The sequence below is a fragment of the Hyphomicrobium sp. genome (assembly GCF_003987855.1).
GTDB lineage: Bacteria > Pseudomonadota > Alphaproteobacteria > Rhizobiales > Hyphomicrobiaceae > Hyphomicrobium_B.
On record NZ_RXIZ01000010.1, the window covers coordinates 1 to 23006 of the forward strand.

Annotated in this window: 22 protein-coding genes; 15 read left to right on the forward strand and 7 right to left on the reverse strand. The window is 58.8% G+C overall.

The window, feature by feature from the left end; translation table 11 throughout:
* From EKK30_RS09355 to hisG, 3 genes are all read left to right on the forward strand, one after another.
* A partial coding sequence (locus tag EKK30_RS09355; RefSeq protein ID WP_290983717.1) for a His/Gly/Thr/Pro-type tRNA ligase C-terminal domain-containing protein occupies positions 1-390 on the forward strand: 390 nt, incomplete at its 5' end.
* Positions 387-1565, forward strand: coding sequence for an ATP phosphoribosyltransferase regulatory subunit (locus tag EKK30_RS09360; protein WP_290983720.1), 1179 nt, complete (start codon positions 387-389; stop codon positions 1563-1565). The genes EKK30_RS09355 and EKK30_RS09360, both read left to right, overlap by 4 nt.
* Entirely contained in the window at positions 1562-2287 is a 726-nt protein-coding gene (hisG, locus tag EKK30_RS09365) for an ATP phosphoribosyltransferase (protein WP_290983723.1), read from the forward strand. Before EKK30_RS09360 ends, hisG begins: the two co-directional genes overlap by 4 nt.
* Before the next feature lie 18 nt (positions 2288-2305).
* Here hisG and recQ read toward each other — a convergent pair whose 3' ends face one another.
* The 3 genes from recQ to EKK30_RS09380 all read right to left on the reverse strand — a co-directional run bounded on the left by recQ (position 2306) and on the right by EKK30_RS09380 (position 5882).
* Positions 2306-4489 carry a DNA helicase RecQ gene (gene recQ / locus EKK30_RS09370; RefSeq protein WP_290983726.1) on the reverse strand — a complete coding sequence of 728 codons (2184 nt, stop codon included), beginning with the start codon at positions 4487-4489 and terminating at the stop codon, positions 2306-2308.
* A gap of 336 nt (positions 4490-4825) precedes the next feature.
* Positions 4826-5437: a pyroglutamyl-peptidase I gene (locus EKK30_RS09375; RefSeq protein WP_290983728.1), complete on the reverse strand. Its 612-nt coding sequence runs from the start codon at positions 5435-5437 to the stop codon at positions 4826-4828.
* 43 nt (positions 5438-5480) lie between these two features.
* Positions 5481-5882 carry a DUF983 domain-containing protein gene (locus EKK30_RS09380; RefSeq protein WP_290983731.1) on the reverse strand — a complete coding sequence of 134 codons (402 nt, stop codon included), beginning with the start codon at positions 5880-5882 and terminating at the stop codon, positions 5481-5483.
* Positions 5883-6128: 246 nt separating this feature from the next.
* Here EKK30_RS09380 and EKK30_RS09385 point away from each other — a divergent pair, with 246 nt between their 5' ends.
* The 5 genes from EKK30_RS09385 to modC all read left to right on the forward strand — a co-directional run bounded on the left by EKK30_RS09385 (position 6129) and on the right by modC (position 11068).
* Positions 6129-7517, forward strand: coding sequence for a PLP-dependent aminotransferase family protein (locus EKK30_RS09385; protein ID WP_290983735.1), 1389 nt, complete (start codon positions 6129-6131; stop codon positions 7515-7517).
* Positions 7518-7597: 80 nt separating this feature from the next.
* Entirely contained in the window at positions 7598-8716 is a 1119-nt protein-coding gene (gene ada, locus EKK30_RS09390; RefSeq protein ID WP_290983738.1) for a bifunctional DNA-binding transcriptional regulator/O6-methylguanine-DNA methyltransferase Ada, read from the forward strand.
* Positions 8717-8846: 130 nt separating this feature from the next.
* Positions 8847-9653 carry a molybdate ABC transporter substrate-binding protein gene (gene modA / locus EKK30_RS09395; protein ID WP_290983741.1) on the forward strand — a complete coding sequence of 269 codons (807 nt, stop codon included), beginning with the start codon at positions 8847-8849 and terminating at the stop codon, positions 9651-9653.
* Between the two features lie 33 nt (positions 9654-9686).
* The gene (modB, locus tag EKK30_RS09400; RefSeq protein ID WP_290983745.1) at positions 9687-10385 is read left to right on the forward strand and encodes a molybdate ABC transporter permease subunit; all 699 of its coding nucleotides are present in this window, start codon (positions 9687-9689) and stop codon (positions 10383-10385) included.
* On the forward strand, positions 10382-11068 hold the full coding sequence (gene modC / locus EKK30_RS09405) for a molybdenum ABC transporter ATP-binding protein (protein ID WP_290983748.1): 687 nt from the start codon (positions 10382-10384) through the stop codon (positions 11066-11068). Before modB ends, modC begins: the two co-directional genes overlap by 4 nt.
* Positions 11069-11070: 2 nt before the next feature.
* On the opposite strand, the gene EKK30_RS09410 is transcribed toward modC, so the two are convergent.
* Entirely contained in the window at positions 11071-11463 is a 393-nt protein-coding gene (locus EKK30_RS09410; protein ID WP_290983752.1) for a winged helix-turn-helix domain-containing protein, read from the reverse strand.
* 399 nt (positions 11464-11862) lie between these two features.
* Here EKK30_RS09410 and EKK30_RS09415 point away from each other — a divergent pair, with 399 nt between their 5' ends.
* From EKK30_RS09415 to EKK30_RS09445, 7 genes are all read left to right on the forward strand, one after another.
* Positions 11863-12969: an ABC transporter substrate-binding protein gene (locus tag EKK30_RS09415; RefSeq protein WP_290983848.1), complete on the forward strand. Its 1107-nt coding sequence runs from the start codon at positions 11863-11865 to the stop codon at positions 12967-12969.
* A gap of 58 nt (positions 12970-13027) precedes the next feature.
* Positions 13028-14038, forward strand: a complete 1011-nt coding sequence (locus EKK30_RS09420) for an ABC transporter ATP-binding protein (RefSeq protein ID WP_290983755.1) — start codon at positions 13028-13030, stop codon at positions 14036-14038.
* A 2-nt stretch (positions 14039-14040) separates the two neighbouring features.
* Positions 14041-14973 (forward strand): ABC transporter permease, encoded by a 933-nt coding sequence (locus EKK30_RS09425; RefSeq protein WP_290983851.1) that lies wholly within the window; start codon positions 14041-14043, stop codon positions 14971-14973.
* Entirely contained in the window at positions 14963-15781 is an 819-nt protein-coding gene (locus EKK30_RS09430) for an ABC transporter permease (RefSeq protein WP_290983758.1), read from the forward strand. The genes EKK30_RS09425 and EKK30_RS09430 overlap by 11 nt, the downstream gene beginning before the upstream one ends.
* Positions 15782-15812: 31 nt before the next feature.
* A complete protein-coding gene (locus EKK30_RS09435; protein ID WP_290983761.1) occupies positions 15813-17240 on the forward strand; it encodes a gamma-aminobutyraldehyde dehydrogenase in 1428 nt (475 codons plus the stop codon).
* Positions 17241-17385: 145 nt separating this feature from the next.
* The gene (locus tag EKK30_RS09440; RefSeq protein ID WP_290983764.1) at positions 17386-18450 is read left to right on the forward strand and encodes a phosphotransferase; all 1065 of its coding nucleotides are present in this window, start codon (positions 17386-17388) and stop codon (positions 18448-18450) included.
* A gap of 128 nt (positions 18451-18578) precedes the next feature.
* The gene (locus EKK30_RS09445; protein WP_290983767.1) at positions 18579-19658 is read left to right on the forward strand and encodes an AraC family transcriptional regulator; all 1080 of its coding nucleotides are present in this window, start codon (positions 18579-18581) and stop codon (positions 19656-19658) included.
* A gap of 23 nt (positions 19659-19681) precedes the next feature.
* Here the strand turns inward: EKK30_RS09445 and fabG are convergent, their stop codons facing one another.
* The 3 genes from fabG to EKK30_RS09460 form a co-directional block, all read right to left on the reverse strand.
* Positions 19682-20461, reverse strand: a complete 780-nt coding sequence (gene fabG / locus EKK30_RS09450) for a 3-oxoacyl-ACP reductase FabG (protein WP_290983770.1) — start codon at positions 20459-20461, stop codon at positions 19682-19684.
* A gap of 96 nt (positions 20462-20557) precedes the next feature.
* Entirely contained in the window at positions 20558-22105 is a 1548-nt protein-coding gene (locus tag EKK30_RS09455) for an APC family permease (protein WP_290983773.1), read from the reverse strand.
* 200 nt (positions 22106-22305) lie between these two features.
* On the reverse strand, positions 22306-23001 hold the full coding sequence (locus EKK30_RS09460; protein ID WP_290983776.1) for an isochorismatase family cysteine hydrolase: 696 nt from the start codon (positions 22999-23001) through the stop codon (positions 22306-22308).
* Positions 23002-23006: the final 5 nt, after the last annotated feature.

Genomic DNA, 23006 nt, shown 5'->3' on the forward strand with positions numbered 1-23006 from the left:
TCTCACATTCAAAACCAGAAATCGCAACCGCTCGGCCCGGTCGTCGTCCTGGTGATGGATAAGGGTGAGGTCGCAACCTATCAGAAGATGACGCAATCGCTGCGCAATGCCGGCATTCGCGCCGAGATGTATCTTGGTTCGTCGGGTATGAAGGCGCAAATGAAGTACGCCGACAAGCGCAACAGTCCGTGCGTGATCATTCAGGGTTCGGATGAGCGTGCGAAAGGCGAAGTGACGCTCAAGGATCTGATCGAGGGCGCGAAAGCCGCTGCCGCGATCAAGGACAACAAGGAATGGAAAGAAGCGCGACCCGCGCAGTTCGCCGTTCCGGAAGCGCATCTCATCCAAGAAGTTCACAATCTCATCAAGCGGCATCAGGACGTGAAATGACCGCTGAGACGGTCCAAAATCTTGAGGCGCTGGCGGCTCAATCGCAGACAGTGATGTCGGTTTTCATCAAGGCCGGCTATGACGCTGTCGCGCCTGCGATCATTCAGCCGGCCGATGTGTTCCTTGACGTGATCGGGGAGAGTTTGCGTGCCCGCACGTATGTTTTCACCGATCAGGATGGCGCGGAGCTGTGCCTGAGGCCCGATATCACGGTTCCGACCTGTCGGCTCCACCTTGAGCGTCACGCTGACCCGACCACAATCGCGCGCTATTGCTACAACGGCCCGGCTTTCCGCTTTCAGCCGCAAGGCGCAACGGCCGCTCACCCGCGAGAGTTTCGCCAAGCGGGAATCGAGCGGTTCGGAGATGAGGCGCGAGAAGCCGCGGAAGCCGAAACCGTCGCCATCATCATCAAGGCGATCGAAAAGATCGGATTCAGGGACTGGACGCTTAAGCTCGGCGATATCGGATTGTTCTCAAGCGTGCTCGACGCCACCGGGATTTCGCCGAATTGGAAGACGCGGCTCGACGACGCTTTCCTGAGGCCTCTTTCCTTCCGAGAGGCGTTGAAGGGATTTGCCGTCGGCGTTCGACCACCATCGGCAAACTTTCCCGAGGAATTGCTGTCTTCCCTTCGGCGCGACGATATGGATGCCAGCGAGGCTGCGGTTGCTGTCTACCTCGAAGAGGAAGCAATCGAACTTATCGGAACGCGTTCGCTAACCGACATCACCGAACACCTGATCGTTATCGCCGAGGAGCGAAACGAACCGCCTCTCGATGCGCGAGCAGCTGAGCTGATCGAGCGCTATGTCGGGGTCTCGGGTCCGGCTCTCACCGCAGGTGAAAAGATTTCTACCCTGATCAAGGAGGCACCGAGCGGATCGGGTTACGCGCTCGAAACCTACGACCGTCGGCTTGCCCTCCTGGCAAATGCCGGCATTGATCTCGGTCGCGTGAGTTTCTCGGCGGAATTCGGTCGCACGCTCGCTTACTACAGCGGGCTTGTGTTCGAGGTGAATGCCGCGTCGCTAGGGCCAAAAAGCCCGATCGCCGGTGGTGGCCGATATGACGGGCTTATGCGGGCCGCGGGATCTGGGGCTGATATCCCGGCCGTGGGGGCTGCGATCCACTCCGAGCGCCTGCTCGCGGCAATGGGAGGCAAGGCGCCATGAGCAAATTGACCCTCGCCATCCCCTCCAAGGGCCGCCTGATGGAGCAGACGACCGACATGTTTGCACGCGCCGGTCTCGTGGTGCGTAAGGTCGGACACGTGCGCGGCTATCGTGGCGAGATCGAAGGCTTGCCGGGCGTAGATGTGGCCTATGTGTCGTCGAGTGAGATCGCGGCGGCGCTGAAATCGGGAAGCGTCCACCTCGGCATTACCGGCGAAGACTTGATCTGCGAGAATATCTCGGATGCGGGAACGCGGATAAGATTTCTGCAGAAGCTAGGTTTCGGTTTCGCCGATGTCGTGGTCGCAGTTCCGACCTGCTGGATCGATGTCTCGACGGTGGCGGAGCTCGAAGAAATCGCCATTCCCTTCAGGCGCAAGCATGGCCGTTGGCCGAGGGTCGCAACGAAGTACATCAATATTACCCGGCGCTTCTTCGGCGCGAAAGGGTTCGGCGATTACCGTATCATCGAGAGCGCGGGCGCGACTGAGGGCGCGCCGTCGTCTGGCATGGCCGAATTGATCGTCGACATCACGACGACCGGCGAAACGCTGCGCGCCAATGGGCTGAAAATTCTGGATGACGGCGTGATCCTCAAATCGCAGGCAAACTTGTTCGCGACGAACGCGGCAGCCTGGACGCCGGAGCTTGAGGCGCTGTGCAGCGAATTAACGGGCAAACTCGCGAGTTCTGTCCGTCAAACGGTGATATCCCGTATCTGATCAGAGATTAGAACAGCCTCACGCGCTGTCGGCGAGCTGACACTTCAGGATGCCGTAATCGTAACGGCCGTCCAACGCAGCGAATGCAGGGCCAAGCTTGCCCGTGTCGCGGGTTTCGCACCGCTCGAAGGCCGCTTCGATCTCGTCACGCTCGGCCGGGTCGAGCTTCAGAGCATCTTCCGCCGTAATCAATCCGGCTTCGATCGCTTCGGCCAAATGCCCATACACTGTTGACGTCTCGATCCCGCGCTCGGCGGCGATGGCTTCGGCGTCGAGGCCGCGCAGGTGAGCCGCAAGCGTCACGTTGACGGTAGCCGATAATCGGTTGCTGAGCGCCGGGTGCTTTTTGAATTGCGATATGACTTCAATGAAGGCCGCGCCATAACGCGCGATTTTGCTGGCTCCGAGCCCCATGATGTCGTGAAGCGCGCTTTCCGATGTCGGCCGCTTCTCGGAGAGCTCGATGAGTGTCTTGTCTTGCGCGACGACGTAGGGCGGTAGCTTCGCAGCGGCAGCGAGCTTCTGGCGCAAGGCGCGCAAAGCATCAAACAGAGGCTGATTTTCGCGTGCGACTTTCTGCGCGCTCGAACTTGAACGCTTAGCGACTTTGGCGGTGTGGCGAGCGACGCGCAGAAGAAAGCGTTCCTCGCCGCGGAGCAGAGGCCGCGCACGCTCGGTCAGAGCGAGAGAGCCCAGGCCTTCCTCATCTATCGTGAGATACCCGAGTGCGGTGAGCTGCCGGAAGAGGCTTTTCCACGTCGCTTGCGGCAGCTCCTTGCCGATGCCGTAGACGGATAATCGATCATGGCCGTTGCGGATGATGCGCTCGTCGACAGCGCCTGTGAGGATGTCGACGAGATAGGTAACGCCGAAGCGTTGCTCGGTGCGGTAGACGGCTGAGAGGGCTTTCTGCGCGAGGACCGTTCCGTCTTCGGTGTGCGGCGGGTTCAGGCAATTATCGCAGTTGCCGCAAGGCTCGGGTCGCATTTCGCCGAAATAGGCGAGCAATGCTCGGCGACGGCAGCCGGGCATCTCCGCGAGCCCGATGAGTGCATCCAGCTTCTGCCGTTGCACTTTCTTGAATGCTTCCGAGCCGTCGGATTGGTTGATCCATTGGCGAAGCTGCACGATGTCTTGAAAGCCGTAAGCCATCCAAGCATTGGCAGGTTCGCCGTCGCGGCCGGCCCGACCGGTTTCCTGGTAATAGGACTCGATCGATTTCGGCAGATTGAGATGGGCTACAAAGCGCACGTCTGGTTTGTCGATGCCCATACCGAAGGCGATTGTCGCGACGATGATGAGCCCGTCTTCGGTCAGGAACTTCGACTGCGCGGCGGAGCGCAAATTTGCTTCGAGGCCCGCATGGTAAGCCAGCGCTTTCCGGCCTTTGGAAGACAGCCAAGCTGCCGTCTCTTCCACCGATTTGCGGGAGAGGCAGTAGACGATCCCGGCATCGGTCGGGTGCTCGGTCTCGATGAACTGCCACAGCCGCTCGCGGGCGCTCACGCTGCCGAGTTCAGCAATCGTGTAACGAATGTTCGGCCGGTCGAAGCTCGCGACGAAGGCAGCGGCATTTTCAAGGGACAGCTCGGTGATGATATCCTGACGCGTGCGTTCGTCGGCCGTCGCGGTCAATGCAACGCGCGGCACGCGCGGAAATCGCTGCGCGAGGATCTTTAGCTGACGATACTCCGGACGGAAGTCATGGCCCCATTGAGAGACGCAATGTGCTTCGTCGATAGCGAAGATTGCGATCTCGCTGCGTTCGAGCAGATTAAGCGTGCGCTCCTGCACCAGGCGCTCCGGCGCCACGTAGAGGAGATCGAGAGCTCCAGCTGCGAATTGCCTCTCGATCTGGTCCTGCGTCGCGCGGTCTTGCGTGGAATTGAGGAACTCCGCCTTGACGCCCAAGTCGCGCAGCGCGTCGACCTGATCTTGCATCAGAGCGATGAGAGGAGAGACGACGACGCCTGTGCCGGCGCGGACAAGAGCAGGAATTTGATAGCAGAGAGATTTGCCACCGCCCGTGGGCATCAGTGCGAGGCAGTCGCCGCCGCCGAGAAGTGTTCGGATGATGTCGCTCTGGTGCGAGCGGAAGCCCTTGTAGCCGAATACGTTTTCCAGCGTATCCAGCGCAGCCTGCATCAAGTCGCGGGAACCGGGTGCAGCGGACGGAAACAACGGCGCGGCGCGGGCCGGCATCTGGAATAACCTATGCGCAGGGTATCGAAGCCGGGACGCTAATCTGATTCGACTTCATCGGTCGCGCCGGAACCTGCACAACTCGAAAAAGCCGTTGAAATTACAAAGGCGTCGGGAACCGGCGAACGTTGCGACTATTTAACCCTGCGTTCAGAATGAGTTCATCTTCTCCCCCTTAGAGTGGTCCTCAAGCTGGTGACGACACCTCCCCCCGTGCGCACCAGATGCTGCTGAGCCCGACCAAGCCCCAAGACAACCCCCCGTCTTCCCCGCTTGGTCGGGCCGCGGCTTTCCCCAAGAAACACTGTTCCCTAAGTCGGCACGCTCTGCCTGAGCCTATGGGGCTAGGCAAATGCCGATGATGCCCATCATCGCGGTGATGATTTCGTTCATCCGGTGGATGTCGAGGGGATCGCGGGGAACGTGAACAAAACCTGCGGTGCCGCTTCCCCGAGCTTCGCAACTTGCGAGGGATTGATAGAGCACCGCATTGCAGAGGTAGCTTCCGGCATCGTCGGATATCTCGTGGCCGATGGCGAGATCATCGAGTTTATGCGCGATAAGCGGGATGTCGATTGAGACGGTGCGTTCCGGGGGACCATCTGGACAAAGCGTGGCAGACAGCGGCGGCAAGCCCGCGGCATCTACCGATTCACGGCAGACGTTCTCGGCGCGGGTCTCAAGACGAATCGTTGGTCGTTGCGAAGCGACGCCGATATGCAGAGCCAAGACAGGCTGGAGGCGGGCGTGAAACACCGCTACGCGGCGGGGCGCGCGCCGCCATTCCGTCGGCAGCACTGTTGAGACGAAGCGCCGATTGGGAAATTCGGACCTAGCTTTCGCGGCGACCCGTTCGGCGATTGCCGCGGATGCGTTGTCAGGCACGCCGGGAAATGGCCCAAATCCCGTCAGCAGGACAGTAGGGCGCGGATCAGCCTTGCTCTGCATCGCTCCAATATAGGCGATCGCGGCGACGATGAAATGCGTTTGCTCAGCGCGCCGGGGGTGACTTATCCTCGACCACGAGCCTGCCCTCTTCAGCTTTGTTGAAATACTGACTTGCGATCAACCAACCCTTCAACGGGCGCAACGGCGGGATGCAGGTCAAGAGAATGATCGGCAGGCTCGTCACGAGATGAACCCAGAAATCGGGCGAGTACTTCACCTCCAGCCACACCGCGAAAGCTGCGCTCGGAATACAGGCGAAGCACATCACGAAGAATGCGGGGCCGTCGGCGGGGTCGGCGAAAGACAGGTCGAGGCCACACACCGGGCAGGATTTCTTCACCGTCAGAAACCCATCGAAGATTTTGCCATCGCCGCAGCGCGGGCATAGACCCCAAAGGCCGGTTTTATAGGGGGGTAGCTCCGGCCATTGATGTTTCGCGCACATCGCTCGTTTCCTTCTAAATCCCAATGCGAGGATCTTATGTATGGCTTTGTATGCATATCACTGTTGTTGTGTATGGGCTATGCGTCATTCCGACGGTTACACGACAAATAATTGAAAATAATACAATATAATTGCTTTTTTGCTATGATTGTAGTGCGTTTTTGGGAACTGGTTGCCTATCCCCCTTCCGTAACTTATCCATACATGTTATCGATGCGTATGGCTCTAGTGGCTGAGGATCAATCAATGTCTTCTTGGAAGCCTTGGCTGGTTGAGGGAAGTCAGCTCAAGTATCGCGGCATCGTTGAAGCGATCGAATCCGATCTGAAAGCCGGCCTCATTCAACCCGGTGACAGGCTGCCGCCTCAGCGCTTGATTGCGGAAGTGTTGAGCGTCGATCTCACGACCGTGACGAGAGCTTTCAACGAAGCGCGGCGGCGAGGGCTCGTCGAGGCCAACGCCGGACGGGGAACATTCATCCGCCGCAGGATCGAGGATGCGCGTGCAATCGGGGTGCGCGGCGCGCCGGCCGTCGACCTCAGCATGAACATCCCGCCGCAACCGGCGAGCGCCAACCTTAAACGGCTCATCCCGGAAACGATCAGCACGCTGCTTTCCGAGCCGCATGGATTGCTGCATCTGCATTACCAGGAGAGTACCGGCAGCGATGCGGATCGAGCAGCAGCGGCCGCTTGGCTCTCGCGGCGTATCGAGCAAGTTCGCCCGGCATCGATCGTGCTGGCGAGCGGAGCGCAAAGCGCGCTGTTCGCGATTTGCGAATGTCTTCTTTCTCCTGGCGACGCGATCGCGGCAGGTGCTGTCACTTACCCCGGGCTTAAGGCTGTCGCGCGGCAGCGAGGATTTACAATCCGACCGTTGGCTATGGACGAGAACGGGATTCTTCCGCAAGCCTTTGAAGCCTGTTGTGATGAAAGTCCGCCGAAGTCGATTTATATCGTGCCGGCAATCGACAATCCGACAACGGCAACTTTGCCGGAGGACCGCCGTCAAGAAATTGCTGCGATAGCCCGCCGTTTTGGCGTTTCGATCATCGAGGATGATCCATATTCCGTGCTCCAGTTCAATCCGCTGGCGCCTCTGGCGGCATTGGCTCCCGAACTGACATGGCACATCGCGACGCTTTCGAAATGCGCCACGCCTGCTCTTCGGATTGCGTATGTCGTGGCTCCTGGGGCAGCGCAGGCGATGCGTCTTGCGGGCGTCATTCGCGCGGTGAACCTGATGGTGCCTCCGATCAATGCGGCGGTCGCCTCGCGCTGGATTTCCACGGGCGTCGTTGATGATCTGACGGTCGCCATCCGTGAGGAGAATATTGCGCGTCAGAAAATCGCGAAGACGATCCTGGGTAGCGCCAAAATGGCCGCCGATCGTTGCGGGCATCATATCTGGCTCAAGATGCCTCCGCAGTGGGGAGCGGCGGATTTCGTCGATCATGCCAAGCGTTCGGGTATGTCAGTGGTGCCGGGCGCCGCATTTGCGACGGGACCAGGTGAACCTGAAGCCATCCGGATATCGTTGGGCGTTGCGCCAGACCGTGACACTCTCTCTGATGCGCTGAAACAGTTCGCCCAGTTGCTCGCGGAGCCTTCGGTGATGGTCAAGGCGATTGTGTAGTGCCGAAGCGCGACCGCTCGTGATTTGAGAGCAAGGTTCGGAGTGTGCGGCGGTAGGATGCGCGCTAGGGTGCCGCCATAATGGCACGCGGAATCGATATGGCGCCGAGACAGCGAACAAACCGGTCAACACCGATCCCAAACGAGGGCCAGCGCTGGGCCGCAATCCTGGCACGAGATAAATCGTTCGATGGCACGTTCGTGTTCTCGGTGGCCACTACGGGTGTTTATTGCCGGCCATCCTGTCCCTCACGCCGCGCCAAGCGCGAAAACGTTGCTTTTTATGCCGACCCGGCGGCTGCCGAAGCGGCGGGCTTTCGTGCGTGCAAGCGTTGTCGGCCGGACGGAGCATCGCTGGATTCTGAACGCGCGCGCCTGGTAGCGGAAGCTTGCCGAGAAATCGAAAACAATGGTTTGCAGCGCCTGGATGATCTGTCGGCCAAAAGTGGCCTCAGCCGTTTTCACTTCCATCGGATTTTCAAGGCGATCACCGGTGTCACCCCTAAAGAGTATTCGCTGGCGCATCGACGAAAAGCTGTTCGAACGGCTCTGAAAAGCGGAACAGCCGTGACGGATGCCATCTATGACGCGGGGTTCCAGTCGAGTTCGCGCTTCTACGAGAAGGTTACGGATACGCTTGGAATGACGCCGAAAGCATTTCGCGCGGGTGGCGCAAACGAAGTGCTGAACTTTGCCGTGAGCGCGTGTTCGCTCGGCCGGCTTCTCGTGGCGGCGAGCGATAAGGGGATCGCGGCTATTCTGATCGGCGATGAAGACGATTTGCTCATCGCCGACCTGAGGAAGATCTTTCCGAAGGCTGAATGCGTTCCCGGCGAAGGGGCTTTTGCCAGTACGATCGGCCACGTCGTCGAAATCGTAGAGCGGCCGGGGATCGCTTCCGACCTTCCACTCGACATCCGTGGAACGGCATTTCAGCAGCGCGTGTGGAAAGCCCTGAAGGCTATTCCGCCCGGTTCGACTGCGACCTACTCCGAAATAGCAACGTGGATCGGTCATCCAAAGGCCGTCAGGGCGGTGGCCCGGGCGTGCGCCACCAATCCGTTGGCCGTGGTGGTTCCATGCCATCGGGTGGTTCGCGGCGACGGACACATGGCAGGGTATCGTTGGGGAATCGAGCGTAAGCGGGCGCTGATCGCGCGCGAGGCGGGGATCGTAAAAAGGCCTAACCGCCAAAAGTAGAGTGCTTCCACCACAGCGTGTGGCCTTGCCTGCAGCAGACGGTCTGGAATTCTCGCGCGCAAACAATCGGTTGCAAAAGTTTTCCAGCTAGATATCCTCTCGGCTATATCGAAGTCATGCTGGGTGGATCATGCTCGCCGCATCGTATCTTTCACGTCTCTACCTTCGGATTGGCCTTGCCGGTCTACTTCTGATTTCGCCGTTCGTCACAGGAGCTCAGGCACAAAAGACGGACGCCTCGAGCATCACGATCTTTGCGGCAGCCAGCCTGAAGAATGCGCTCGATAACGCAGCCAAGGCTTTTGAGAAGAGCGCGAGCACGAAGAGTGTGATCTCTTATGCGGGCTCATCGGCGCTGGCGAAGCAAATCGAGCAAGGCGCGCCAGCGGATATCTTTATTTCCGCAGACCTCGACTGGATGGATTACGTCCAGAAAAAGAAGCTGATCAAAGACGATACGCGCTTCAATCTTCTGGGGAACAGGCTCGTGCTGATCGCGCCGAAGTCTAGTCCGGTCGAACTCAAGATCACCAAGGATTTCCCTTTGAGCGCGGCTCTCGGCGATGGCCGACTTGCAATGGCGAACGTGAAGTCGGTGCCCGCCGGCAAGTATGGCTCGGCTGCGCTCGAGAAGCTTGGGGTTTGGGGCGAAGTACAATCCAAAGTCGCGCAGGCGGACAACGTGCGTGCGGCTCTCGCGCTGGTCGCGCAAGGTGAGGCGCCGCTCGGCATCGTTTATGAATCGGATGCCGCCGCTGAACCGAAAGTTAAAGTTGTCGACGTTTTTTCGGAGGACAGTCATCCGCCGATCATCTATCCGATCGCGGTTCTGGCGGATGCAAAGAGTGCCGCTGCGGCGTCGGCCTTCATTCAGTACCTGAAGACGCCTGAGGGGCAGGCCTTCTTCACGAAGGAAGGCTTCACGGTGCTTAAATGATGGGGCACCTTGTATCCTGGAAAGGGTGAAATCGTGTTCGGATTTTCTCCCGACGAGTGGACCGCCATTCTACTCAGTTTACGAGTGGCTACAGTCGGTACCCTCGTCGGATTGCCGATCGCGCTCGTCGCAGCTTATGCGCTGGCGCGGTGGCGGTTTCCGGGGAAAGTCCTTCTCGATGGCATTCTCCACCTTCCACTAGTTTTGCCGCCTGTTGTGACGGGATATTTTCTGCTGCTGACTTTCGGACGGCAGGGTTTCATCGGCAAACAGCTCTACGAGACGCTTGGATTTACGTTCTCCTTTCGGTGGACGGGGGCAGCGCTCGCCTGTGGCGTTATGGGGTTTCCTTTGATGCTGCGCGCCATACGCCTTTCTTTTGAGGCGATCGATCGGCGTCTTGAAACTGCTGCCTCTACCCTTGGCGCGAATTCGTGGTGGACTTTTGCGCTCGTGACGATGCCGCTGGCGCTTCCAGGCGTGCTCGTCGGCGTGATCTTGTGCTTTGCAAAGGCACTTGGCGAATTCGGCGCTACAATTACGTTCGTCTCGAATATTCCCGGCGAAACAGAGACAATTCCGTCCGCCATCTATACGTACACGCAAGTTCCTGGGGGCGAATTCCAGGCGTTCCGGCTGGCTTGTGTTTCGATCGTCATTGCCATGGTTGCGCTTATCCTGTCCGAAGTCTTGAACCGACGCATTCAGAAGCGGATCGCCGTGTTCGAATGACGAGCGAACGCACGGCGCTGAGCGTCTCCGTCTTCCAGAAGCGAAACGGATTTACACTCGATGTGGCCTTCGAAAGCGAAAGTCCTCTGACCGCGCTGTTTGGTCCGTCGGGTTCGGGCAAAACATCGGTCTTGAACATGATCGCCGGCGTGCTGCGCCCCGATCGCGGGCTCATCGCCCTATCCGGCCAAGTTCTTACCGATACGAGCAAGCGGATCTTCGTGCCCCCCCACCGCCGCCGGGTGGGCTACGTATTCCAGGATGCGCAGCTTTTTCCGCATCTCACGGTCGCGCAGAACATCAAGTTCGGTCAATGGTTCAGGCGGCACGAACAAAGCGCTCTCCCCGTGGATACAGTTATCGATGTCCTCGGCATCGAAAACATCTTGAAGCGTCGACCGGCGACGCTGTCGGGCGGGGAAAGGCACCGTGTGGCGCTCGCTCGGGCGTTGCTTTCCTCGCCGCAGATCCTGCTGATGGATGAACCGCTTGCGGGGCTGGACGACGCTCGGCGGCAAGAAACGATGGGATTGATCGAGCGTGTGCGTGACGAATTTGCCGTGCCGATCGTGTTCGTGACGCACAATGTCGATGAGGTACGCAGGCTCGCCTCGCGGGTAGCGAGGATCGTGGATGGTCGGGTAACTGCAATCGGCACACCCACCGAGGTCTTGGGGCGTTGACTCTAGCTCCGCGCACTCTGGCCGGATTTCTTCGTTGGTTTGGGAGCTGGCTTCTCGGCCGGCATTAAATGCTTTTCGATTGACGCAAGCGGCTTTGAGAAGACCGTCAGGGCCTTGGCCTCCATATCGCGATATTGGCGGACGAGGTCGGCTCCGAAGGGGGTCAATTTTGCTGCGCCGCCCCCGCGCCCCCCATGCTGGCGCTCGATCAACGGGTCGGCGAACATCGAATTAAACTCGTCCATCAAGTACCAAGCGCGCTTGTAGGACATGCCCATGGCCTTCGCCGCCTGTGCGATCGATCCGTGCTGGCCGATGAGTTCGAGGAGCTGGACGCGGCCGTGGCCGATGTAGCGATCGTCGTCGAAATCGATACGGATCTTTATGACAGTCATTTCCAGCCGCTTTTCATTTCAAGAGCGATCCGTCGCCGGCGCGGACATCCGTGTTTTAACTCGCGAGATGGACGATGGTAAACCGACCGAGTAACCAATTGCGACCACGAAATCACCGGCGTCCGTGCGCAATACGATGGCGACTTGCGAGTCCCGCAGGCCAGTGCTGCCGAAACTCTGGGCACTCCGAGAATCCGTTCGTCGCGTATGCGAAGAAGTCTGTCGCGGCCTCTCTGGCGTGCCTCCCGTTCATGAACTAACATTACCCTCAGTAAACTCCGTGGTTGAGGTCTGGGGACGCGATCGACCCACCAGCCTGTCCACGGCGTGCAATCGGAGGAGTAAGCACACATGACGGCCACCCGGAAGATACTAGCAGCTTCGACGGCGATTCTCTTGATGGGCACATTCGCTGCTCTGGCCGAGCCTCCGACGGCCGTCGGGCAAGGCGAAGGCGAGGTCGATATCGTCGCTTGGCCGGGCTACATCGAGCGTGGCGAGTCCGATAAGAATTACGATTGGGTGACGGGTTTCGAGAAGGAAACGGGTTGCAAAGTCACCGTGAAGACGGCGGCGACGTCCGACGAGATGGTGACCCTGATGAATCAGGGCGGCTTCGATCTCGTGACTGCGTCCGGCGATGCTTCTCTCCGTCTCGTGGCCGGCAAGAAAGTTCAGCCGATCAATGTCGATCTCATTCCGAGCTGGAAGACAATTGATCCGCGCCTGCAGAATGCGCCATGGCATACCGTCGACGGCGTTCACTATGGCGTGCCGTACCAGTGGGGGCCAAACGTTCTCGCATACAACACGACAGTCTTCAAAGAAACGCCGAAGAGCTGGGCGGTTGTATTCGAAGAGCAGACACTGCCTGACGGTAAGACCAATAAAGGCCGCGTCCAGGCGTATGATGGGCCGATCTATATCGCCGATGCTGCGCTCTACCTCAGCAAGAAGAAGCCGGAACTCGGGATCAAGAACCCCTACGAACTCAACAAAGAGCAGTATGATGCCGTGATTGCGTTGCTTCAGTCGCAGCGCGCTCTGATTGGACGCTACTGGCACGATGCAACCGTGCAGGTCGACGACTTCAAGAACGAAGGGGTCGTTGCGTCTTCGTCTTGGCCCTATCAGGTGAACCTGTTGCAGGCTGACAAGAAGCCCATCGCATCAACCATTCCGGAAGAGGGCGCCACAGGCTGGGCCGATACGACGATGATGCATGTGAACGCCAAGCATCCCAACTGCGCCTATAAGTGGATGGAGCATTCGCTCAATCCGAAGCTGCAGGGTGATCTCGCATCTTGGTTCGGTTCGGTGCCGACTGTTCCGGCGGCTTGCAAGGGCAATGCTCTTCTGACCGATGCGGGCTGCGCGACGAACGGTTCGGAAAACTTCGAAAAGATCTGGTTCTGGCGGACGCCGACCGCGAAGTGCGAAAAGGAAAGTTCTTGCGTTCCCTATTCTCAGTGGGCGAAAGACTACATCGCAATTCTCGGCAAATAGTTGCCACTTCTCCTGCGGCCGGCTGCGATCGGCCGGCCGCGACCCTTCAAAGAGTTTCATGTCTCCCGCAGTTCGCTTCCAAAACGTATCTCGACGGTTCGGTGCCATCCGCGCTGTCGATGGCGTGTCTCTCGATATTCAACCGGGAGAATTCTTCGCGCTTCTTGGTCCATCCGGCTCCGGCAAAACAACGTGCCTTCGCCTCATCGCCGGCTTCGAACAGCCGGACGAGGGTCATATCGAAATCTTCGGCGAAACCGTCGAGGGCGTGCCGCCCTATCGGCGTAACGTCAATACCGTCTTTCAGGACTACGCGCTCTTTCCTCATATGACAGTGGGCGAGAATGTTGCGTACGGTCTTATGATAAAGGGTGTCGGCAAGGCCGAGCGAGAGACAAAGGCGCGCGACGCCCTCGCCATGGTCAAGCTCGCTGGCTACGAGGGCCGGCGAACGGCGCAGCTTTCCGGCGGACAGCGTCAGCGCGTGGCGCTTGCGCGCGCTCTCGTCAATGGTCCGAAGGTTCTGCTTCTCGACGAACCGCTAGGAGCGCTCGATCTCAAGCTGCGCGAGCAGATGCAAGAAGAATTGAAGTCGCTGCAAACGAGTCTGGGGATCACGTTCGTCTTCGTCACGCACGATCAAGGCGAGGCGTTATCAATGGCGAACCGCGTTGCGATTTTCAGCGAAGGTAAAATCGTTCAGGTTGGAACGCCGGCGGATGTCTATGAGCGGCCGACGTCGCGGTTCGTGGCCGACTTCGTGGGATCCTCGAATGTCCTCTCGCCGGAAGTTGCCGCCTCCCACGGCGGTTCCGCTACATGGACCAGCCTTCGTCCGGAGCGGATCGAGGTCGTGGCAACTGGGGCGGGCGTGCCAACCGGCTACGCTTCGGCGCGCGGTAAGGTTTCTGTCGTGAGCTACCAAGGCGCGGTAACGCGAATAACGGTCGTGACGGATAAGTTGCCACTCGTGGCATCCGTGCCGGCAACAACACCCTTCAACAAGGGCGATGAAGTTACCATCGCCTGGCCGATGGCAGCCATGGTCTCGATGGGAGATGCCGCGTGACGATGGCGGCGGCAGAAAGACCGCGCGGAATTGGCGGCGCGATTTCGGACATCTTTTTCGCGCGTCCGCAACTCTTGACGCTATTGCTGTTGATGCCGCCGCTTCTGTGGATCGGTGTTGTTTACGTCGGCTCGCTGTTCGCGCTGCTGCTCCAAAGCTTCTATTCGCTCGACGACTTCTCGGGGCTTGTGGTCCACCAATTCACGCTCGCAACCTATCAGCAGCTGTTCGAAGGCTCGAATGTTCAGATCATCCTTCGCACGGTCGTGATGGCGGCGCTGGTAACGGTCGTCAGTGCTTTCATCGCATTTCCAATCGCGTATTACGCGGCGCGCTATGCACGCGGCTGGATGAAAGCTCTCTTCTATCTCGCAGTGATGATGCCGCTTTGGTCCAGCTATCTCGTCAAAGTCTACGCCTGGAAGCTCATTCTCGCCAAAGAAGGCGTGATCACGTGGTTCGCCAACGCGCTGCACATGGGATGGCTTCTCGATGGTGTTCTGGGCTTGCCCATCGTAGGTGGGCCCTCGCTGTCGTTCAGTTACGTCGGGACGTTTCTGGTCTTCGTATACATCTGGCTGCCCTACATGATCCTGCCGACGCAGGCGGCGCTAGAGCGTGTGCCGGCGAATTTCATCGAAGCTTCCGCTGATCTCGGCGCCGATCCTGGCCAGACGTTTCGGACCGTGATTTTCCCGCTCGCGTTGCCGGGAATTGTGGCGGGATCGATCTTCACGTTCTCGCTGACGCTCGGCGACTACATCATTCCGCAGATCGTCGGAAATTCGCGGCTGATGATCGGTCAGGCGGTTTACACTTTGCAGGGTACAGCAGGCAACATTCCTTTGGCTGCGGCTTTCACAGTCGTGCCAATGGTCATCATGGCTTTCTATCTTTGGATGGCGAAACGCATGGGGGCATTCGATGTCCTCTAACGGAAAGAATACCTCGCCACTCGGGCTGCGCGTTGCAGCCATCGGAGGGTTGCTGTTCCTGCATCTGCCGCTCGCGTTCATCTTTCTTTACGCGTTCACGACGGAAGAGAAGAGCTTTGCGTTTCCGCCGCCGGGCCTGACGACGAAGTGGTTCGGCGTGGCGTGGAGTTCGCGGCCCGATATCTGGCCGCCGCTCTATCTGTCGCTGCAAGTGGCGGCGATCGCAACGATCCTCGCGCTGATATTCGGCACGCTTGCAGCAGCGGCTTTGTCGCGAACCAAATTCTTCGGGCGGGAGTCGATTTCGCTGTTGTTCGTGCTTCCGATTGCGCTGCCTGGCATCATCACCGGTATCGCGCTCCGGTCGGCCTTCGACATCATGAGCATTCCGTTCTCCGTGTGGACGATTATTCTGGGCCACGCAACGTTCTGCATCGTAGTCGTCTATAACAATGCCGTTGCGCGTTTCCGCCGATTGTCAGGCAACTTGGTGGAAGCCTCCATGGATCTTGGCGCCGACGGATTTCAGACGTTTCGTCATATCATTCTACCGCAGATTGGCACCGCACTTCTCGCTGGCGGCATGCTCGCATTCGCGCTGTCGTTTGATGAAGTCATCGTCACGACCTTCACCGCCGGCCAGCAGACGACGCTGCCGATTTGGATGCTCTCCGAGTTGATCCGGCCGCGGCAGCGCCCCGTGACCAACGTCGTCGCTGTCTTCGTTTTTCTCGTCACCCTACTGCCCATTCTCGCGGCCTACTATCTGACGCGCGAGGGCGAACACACCGGCGGCTCCTCGAAGTAGCGGGGAGCTCCAAAGACAATCGGAGGAAACCATGCTCGACACAAACATGCTTATCGGATCCGACTTTGTTGCCGGAACGGATGCGCCCGAACCGATCGTGAATCCCAAAACTGAAGAGGTGATCACGAACCTTCCCGACGCCTCGGTGGCTCAGGTCGACGCTGCCGTCAACGCTGCCCAGAATGCTTTCAAGACGTGGTCGCAGACGACACCTGGCGAGCGTTCGGCTCTCCTTCTCAAGCTTGCGGACGCGATTGAGAAAGATGCCGAAGCTTTTGCCGCGCTCGAAGCGCTCAATACTGGCAAGCCTCGCATCCGCGTGCTGCAGGATGAGATGCCTGCGATCGTCGACTGCTTCCGCTACTTCGCGGCCGCTGTTCGCAACATGCACGGTCCAGTCGCCGGCGAGTATCTGGCCGGTCATACGTCGATGATCCGCCGCGATCCCGTGGGAGTCGTCGGCTCCATCGCTCCTTGGAACTATCCTCTGATGATGGCCGCGTGGAAGCTGGGTCCCGCTCTCGCGGGCGGCAACACTATCGTGTTGAAGCCTTCCGAGCAGACACCGCTTACCCTTTTGAAGCTCGGCAAGGCCATCGCCGACATCTTTCCGGAAGGCGTCGTCAATATCGTCGTCGGCAAAGGCGCGACGACGGGGTCTGCCCTGATCAACCATCCGAAGGTTTCGATGGTCTCGCTCACGGGCAGCATCGGAACGGGGCAAAAAGTGCTTCAGGCCGCTGTTTCGAACATTAAGCGCACGCATCTCGAATTGGGCGGCAAAGCGCCGGTCATCGTGTTCGACGATGCCGATATCGCTTCGGTCGTCGAAGGCGTGAAGATCTTTGGCTATTACAACGCGGGCCAGGATTGCACCGCGGCCTGCCGCATCTATGCCGGCAAGAAAGTCTACGACAATCTCGTTGCCGATTTGGCCAGCGCGGTCAGCAGCCTTAAGTACAATCAAGCCAACGATGACGACAACGACCTTGGTCCGCTGATCTCATCGGCTCAGAAGGGCCGCGTGCAAGGGTTCGTCGAGAGGGCATCTCAGCTCAATCACGTTAGCGTAGCGGCGGGCGGCAAGGCTCCAGCGGGCAAAGGCTTCTTCTTCGAGCCGACGCTCATCGCCGGTGCGCAGCAGGAAGACGAGATCGTCCGCAGGGAAGTTTTCGGTCCGGTCGTTTCGGTCACGCCGTTCGATGATGCCGATGAAGCCATTGCTTGGGCCAACGACAGCGACTATGGCCTCGCGTCCTCGGTTTGGACGTCGGACATTGCCAAAGGCATGAAGGTTGCGTCGCGCCTGCAGTACGGCTGCACTTGGGTCAATACGCACTTCATGCTCGTCAGCGAAATGCCCCACGGCGGCTTGAAGATGTCGGGGTATGGCAAGGATCTGTCGATGTATGCGTTGGAAGATTACACCGTTCCCCGCCATGTGATGGTGAAGCTCTAGGCGTTGGCCCGTCTGCGCCGCATGTCCTGTCAATAGCTACGGCGGCGAGGTCAAGTTCACCTCGCCGCCGCTTCGTACTGTCGGTTATGACAAGAAGGCGGCTTGCAAGCCGACCGACCAGAAAAAACATGCGGGATCTACGCTGATGACGGCGACGGGCGAACTCAGCCACCAAGAACTGTTGGAATCTCTGCAACGTGTCGCTGAGCGCGCAATTAGGAGGTTCGGCCTTCCCGAGGGTTCTTCCGTCAAGCTGATCAATGTGTCCGAGAACGCGACCTATAAGGTCGATGATGGCACAGGACGGAAGTGGGCGCTGCGCGTCCATCGCGAAGGCTATCATTCCCGCACGGCCATCGCCTCCGAACTTGCGTGGCTCCACGCGCTGCGAAATGACGGCATCATCTCGACTCCCGCGGCCGTGCGGGGCCTTGACGGCGAATATATCCAGACGGTCGCCGGGGAAGGGCTTCGCAATCCACGTAACGTCGTTTTGTTTGATTGGGAAAATGGTGCAGAGCCTGAACGCACCGACGTGGCAGGATTTGAGCTGCTAGGCGAGACGGCGGCGCGAATGCACGCCCATGTGCGCAAATGGCGACGTCCCGTCTGGTTCGAACGTCATTCCTGGGATTTCGAGACGAGCCTCGGCGGCCGACCACATTGGGGCTATTGGAAAAACGGCATGGGCATGACGCCAGAGGCGTTGGAGGCCTTTACGGAAACCGTCGCCCTCATCGAGCAGCGGTTAATCGATTTCGGGAAGTCACCCGATCGGTTCAACCTCGTGCACGGCGACATGCGACTGGCCAATCTCCTCATGGACGGGAGCACCGTAAAGGTTATCGACTTCGACGACTGCGGCTTCTCCTGGCTTCTCTATGACTGCGCCACCACTGTCTCATTCTTCGAGCACGCCCCGGAGGTTCCTGAGCTTCTCAAGGCTTGGGTTCGCGGATACCGACGCATCGGTACCTTGAGCCCGGAGGAAGAGAAGGAAATCGGCACATTCGTAATGTTGCGCCGCCTGCTTCTTGTTGCGTGGATTGGGTCGCATTCGGAGACGGACCTCGCAAAATCGATGGGCGTTTCCTACACGCAGGGCTCGATACCACTGTGCGAAAAATATCTCTCTGATTATGGGTCGGGAAAAGGCCTCTCCATTCAAGCGGAGCCAAAAAAGGGGCTGTTTGGACGGCTCTTCGGCTGAATGCTGCAACGCAATTGTGCAATTGCGTTATAAAATGCTGAATATTTTCGCGTGCTCAACCATTGACCCGTTGGGCGCTTCTGCTAGCCTTTTTCTCAGCAATATTGGCACCTGCTCACCAGGAAACGATGGGAGTCGGCGTTATCGAGTCATTGGCGACGAGCGCCGGCAGCGCGGGCGGCAGAATTGCCGATCCCTCAGTACTTGCGTCTGCGGCTACCGGGATAGTGAAGTTCATCGAGCGCCAAAAAGGCGACGTCGATCAGATTTTCGGAAACGCGGGAATGTCGCCGGAGATGGTGGGATCGCCCACGCTTCAGCTTAGCCTAAGTTCTTATTGCCGGCTGTTCGAGGAAAGCGCTCGTCTGACGCGCAACGATAATTTTGGGCTTTGGTTCGGAAATTCCTTCGATACGCGCGACCTTGGCCTTGTCGGGTATGCCGCATTATCGTCTCCGACCCTTGGCGATGCGCTGAATACCTTGGTCGAGCTCTTTCCCCTCCACCAACAATCATCTTCGATTTCTGTTGTCAGGTCGGAAGACGGGCTCGCTCGTTTAGAGTATCGGGTCGTCGCACCACAGATCATCGAGAGGCGACAGGACGCTGAGCTCTCGCTTGGGATGCGTCTCAATCTCATTCGCGAAGCAATGGGTTCGAGTTGGGCGCCCGAAGAGGTCCATTTCGAGCATCCGAAACCTGAAGGCTGGCGGGAGCATGAACGCGCGTTTGGCGCGCCGGTGTTCTTTTCTCAGCCTACAAACGCCATTGTTTTTCGCCCGCAAATTTTGAAACACGTCATGCCTGCGGCCGATCCGCGGCTGATGTCGGCGATGAAGCTTTGTCTTGAAAGGCTTTCAGAACGACGGGATGTGCGCTTCAGCATTACGGATCGTGTCCGCAGTGCCGTTCGCGCACGGTTGCCGGAGGGCTTCCCGCCGATAGAGGTTATCGCGTCGGAGCTACGCCTTCCGCTCAGCACCATTCAGCGCGAACTGCATTACGATGGTTTGAGCTACAGCACGCTCGTTGAGAATACCCGGCGGGACCTGGCGCTTTCATATGTCCGGCAGCGTCAGCTGTCGTTTTCTGAAATCGCCTTCTTGGTCGGATATTCCGAGCTTTCCGCCTTCAGCCGTGCGGTCCGCCGATGGACCGGGTTGTCGCCGCGAGCGCTCCGTGCCGAGGTTCTTCGCAACCACGGCTGACGAAGCGCTCGCCGCTCCGTGCTTCAAGCTTGCGCGAGTGCGTCCATGCTTTCGGGCAGGATCTGACCGCCATCGACGATAATCGTCTGACCGGTGATGTATGCGGCCTCCTTGGACGCCAGGAACAGCGCTGCGTAACCGATGTCTTCCACTGTTCCGAGCTTGTTCAGCGGGATCGATGCCGCCATCGATTTCGCATATTCGGGTCCGAGCGATGCAAGGCCCTCGGTCGCGATGTTTCCGGGAAGCACGGCATTGACCGTGATGCCGTACTTTGCAAACTCAATGCATGCGGTCCGCATGAAGCCGAGTTGACCCGCCTTCGTGGCCCCATAGTGGGCCCAGCCTGGAAATCCGGTTACTGGACCCGTGATCGACGACGTGATGACGATGCGGCCCTGGTCCGATTTTTTCAGGTACGGCAGGCAAGCCTTGATCGGCAGGAAAGTGCCCTTGAGGTTCGTCGTCGATACGAAATCCCAATCTTCCGGAGACAGGTCCTCTATCTTCGTTTGCGGGAAGATCCCGGCATTCGTGCATAGAATATCGATGCCGCCGTAGGCGCTGGCCGCAGCGTCGGCGAGAACCTGCATGTCCCCCATGTTGGTGATGTCGGCCGCGAAGCCTTTCGCCGTGCCGCCCGCCTTACGGAATTCTTCCGCCGTTGCCTCGGCTTCCTCGAGATGGCGCGATACCACGAAAACCTTGCCGCCATTCTTCGCAAAGACGCGGGCAATGCCCTTGCCGATACCTTTGCTGGCGCCCGTGACGATGACGGACCGTCCTGCGATGGACGTAAGCATAGCGCGTACTCCCTTGTTCGTGCGTTTGTTCTGATGAAAAGGCGGACGCCGCTGAGCGTCCGCCTCCTTGAACTCTTCTGTCTATCGGTCCGCAGACTACTCGTTCATCACCATGCGGCCGATACGGGCGTGAGCCTCAGGCGCGATCACCCGCAGTGCCAATCCCCAAACCAAGCCGATGCCCAGGATGATGAAGGCGATCAGCGGGATGCGGCTACCGAAGCTGCCCGTGCCGCCGAACGTCTCGAGGTTCACCACGAGGAGATAGACGAGCCAAACCTGTGAAACGAACGAGATGACCGGCGCGATGAAGCCGGCGAACACGTTGACTTCGCCCGGGTGATTGGCGCGGAAGTAGACAATGATCGCGATCGAAACGACGGCCTGCAAGATCAGCAGGAGCATCGTTCCAAGGACGGCTAGCATCGTGTAGACGCCGAGGTAGGCTTGAGCGTTCGGATCATTCGTTCCGGCGAAATAGGCGAATAAAACGATCCACAGAGCGGCAAACAGCGTCTGAACAACAGAGGCCACATGCGGGCTCTTATGGGTCGGGTGCGTCTTGCCGAGAACGCCAGGCAATACGCCTTCACGACCGAGCGAGTACATGTAGCGGGCCGCCGTATTGTGGAAGGCCATGCTGCAGGCAAAAGAGCTTGTCAGGATGAGTACGGCCATCGCTTCGTTAGCCCACTGACCGACGAATTGGGTCAAAGGAGCCAGGAAGAAGTTGCCGGAATCACCGACCGCTTTCGCAAGCATCTCGCCTTCCGATGGGTAGGCGGCGATCGCGCACCAGCTCGTGATGATGTAGAAAATGCCGAGACCGATGACCGAATAGTAGAGTGAGCGCGGGATGATGTGCTTGGGATCGACCGACTCTTCCGCGTAGTTGGGAGCCATTTCGAACCCGACCCAGGACCAGAATGCCATGAACACGCCGACCGCTGCGGCACCTGCCGCAATGTCGACGGTACCAACTTTCTGGGCCGCAACCGGCGTCATCACATGGAGGACGTTAAGAGATTCGGCATTAAACCCGCCGGGGCCCTTGGCCATGAACACGCCGACATCGAAGATCGTCAACATGATGACTTCGAATACCAGCGCTGCGCCGAGGACTTTCACCGAGAGCTGCACGTCTTGATACGAGAGGATCGAGCTCAAAGCGACGACGAACAGAGCCAGATAGAGCCAGGGCACGTTGATGCCAAAGTGTGTCTGGAGCCACGAGTTGCCAAAGAAAGCGAAGAGACCGGTCAGGGACGCTTCGAAAACGCTGTAGGACGCCAGCGATGCAATGCCGGCCGCCATCCCTACGTCGCGCCCGAGACCCAAGCTGATGAATGAGTAGAAGCCGCCAACGGAGGAGACCTTGCTCGCCATCGCGGCGTAGCCCACCGAGAAGATCGTGAGAACGATTGTCGCGAGCAGGAACGCTGCGGGCACATACATGCCGTTACCGAAGCCGGCTGCGAACGGCACGTTGCCGAGCATCGCGGATTCGGGCGCTGCGCCGGTCACCGTCAAGAACAGCACGCCAATCAAGCCGATGGCTTTGGCGTGAAGCTTGTCGACGGAAGCATCCTTATTTACGTCGAAGCTTTCTTGGGCTTCGAGAGCACTTGCGTTGGGTGATGTCACGTTGGCTACTCCCCCTGGGTTGCAGTCATCCGAACATCCAGGATCTGTTCGGCGCGATTGGCGGTCGTACACGTACTATCCAGCGGTGAACTTCGGCTCAGCGTCGAATTCAGCTCTCCCGACAGCTCACACAAGCCGATGAGCGTATATGTGCGGTGCAGAGCGGGGTTTGACATTGCGCTGTCAAAACTTGACCTATCTTAGCTCAATCCCATGATCTTCTTAAGCTCTGTGCTCGACATGACGTGGCAGTAGATCATGTTCATGATCTCAAGCTCCTTATGGTGAAGCTCATCCGAGCCCGCCGCGCAGCAATCCTCGACGACCACGACCGCGAAACTTTCGTCCGCCAGACTCCTGACGGTCGACGAGACGCATTGGTCGGTGAAGATACCGCAGCAGACAACAGTCTTGATGCCGAGGTTATTAAGGATCAAGCGCAGGTTTGATCCCGTCAGTGCACTGTCAGTAGTCTTGGTGACGACAATTTCGTCACCAACTGGCGCAAGTTCAGGCACGATCTGGGAAGGCAGGTCGTCCTTGGGCAGCAACAGGTTGTTCCAGCCCGGCATTTTCTGAGACAGCGACCGTTCCCGCCCGTCTCTGGTCTGGCAGGCAATACGGGCAAAGAGACACTCTATTCCGTTTTGGCGGAAGGCTCGGAGCAGGTCTTTCGATCGAGGAAGCACCGTTTGGTGCATGCGATCGTGGAAAGGGGTCCAGGCGTCGTAGCGACGTTGGTCCTCGGGGGAGAGTTTGTTTCGATCGGGACGTTCCAGGTAGGTGTTCTGGACGTCGATGACGAGGAGGGCGGTATGAGCTTTGGATAGATCGGGATCGGCCGGTTCCGGGGCGCCGTCGTAATAAATGGATCGATAGGCTGTCTTCCAGCTCATGCGTA

Coding starts and splice junctions, on each gene's coding strand:
- EKK30_RS09360 (WP_290983720.1), top strand. CDS start 387: ATGACCGCTGAGACGGTCCAAAATCTTGAGGCGCTGGCGGCTCAATCG.
- hisG (WP_290983723.1), top strand. CDS start 1,562: ATGAGCAAATTGACCCTCGCCATCCCCTCCAAGGGCCGCCTGATGGAG.
- recQ (WP_290983726.1), bottom strand. CDS start 4,489: ATGCCGGCCCGCGCCGCGCCGTTGTTTCCGTCCGCTGCACCCGGTTCC.
- EKK30_RS09375 (WP_290983728.1), bottom strand. CDS start 5,437: ATGCAGAGCAAGGCTGATCCGCGCCCTACTGTCCTGCTGACGGGATTT.
- EKK30_RS09380 (WP_290983731.1), bottom strand. CDS start 5,882: ATGTGCGCGAAACATCAATGGCCGGAGCTACCCCCCTATAAAACCGGC.
- EKK30_RS09385 (WP_290983735.1), top strand. CDS start 6,129: ATGTCTTCTTGGAAGCCTTGGCTGGTTGAGGGAAGTCAGCTCAAGTAT.
- ada (WP_290983738.1), top strand. CDS start 7,598: ATGGCACGCGGAATCGATATGGCGCCGAGACAGCGAACAAACCGGTCA.
- modA (WP_290983741.1), top strand. CDS start 8,847: ATGCTCGCCGCATCGTATCTTTCACGTCTCTACCTTCGGATTGGCCTT.
- modC (WP_290983748.1), top strand. CDS start 10,382: ATGACGAGCGAACGCACGGCGCTGAGCGTCTCCGTCTTCCAGAAGCGA.
- EKK30_RS09410 (WP_290983752.1), bottom strand. CDS start 11,463: ATGACTGTCATAAAGATCCGTATCGATTTCGACGACGATCGCTACATC.
- EKK30_RS09415 (WP_290983848.1), top strand. CDS start 11,863: ATGGGCACATTCGCTGCTCTGGCCGAGCCTCCGACGGCCGTCGGGCAA.
- EKK30_RS09420 (WP_290983755.1), top strand. CDS start 13,028: ATGTCTCCCGCAGTTCGCTTCCAAAACGTATCTCGACGGTTCGGTGCC.
- EKK30_RS09425 (WP_290983851.1), top strand. CDS start 14,041: ATGGCGGCGGCAGAAAGACCGCGCGGAATTGGCGGCGCGATTTCGGAC.
- EKK30_RS09430 (WP_290983758.1), top strand. CDS start 14,963: ATGTCCTCTAACGGAAAGAATACCTCGCCACTCGGGCTGCGCGTTGCA.
- EKK30_RS09435 (WP_290983761.1), top strand. CDS start 15,813: ATGCTCGACACAAACATGCTTATCGGATCCGACTTTGTTGCCGGAACG.
- EKK30_RS09440 (WP_290983764.1), top strand. CDS start 17,386: ATGACGGCGACGGGCGAACTCAGCCACCAAGAACTGTTGGAATCTCTG.
- EKK30_RS09445 (WP_290983767.1), top strand. CDS start 18,579: ATGGGAGTCGGCGTTATCGAGTCATTGGCGACGAGCGCCGGCAGCGCG.
- fabG (WP_290983770.1), bottom strand. CDS start 20,461: ATGCTTACGTCCATCGCAGGACGGTCCGTCATCGTCACGGGCGCCAGC.
- EKK30_RS09460 (WP_290983776.1), bottom strand. CDS start 23,001: ATGAGCTGGAAGACAGCCTATCGATCCATTTATTACGACGGCGCCCCG.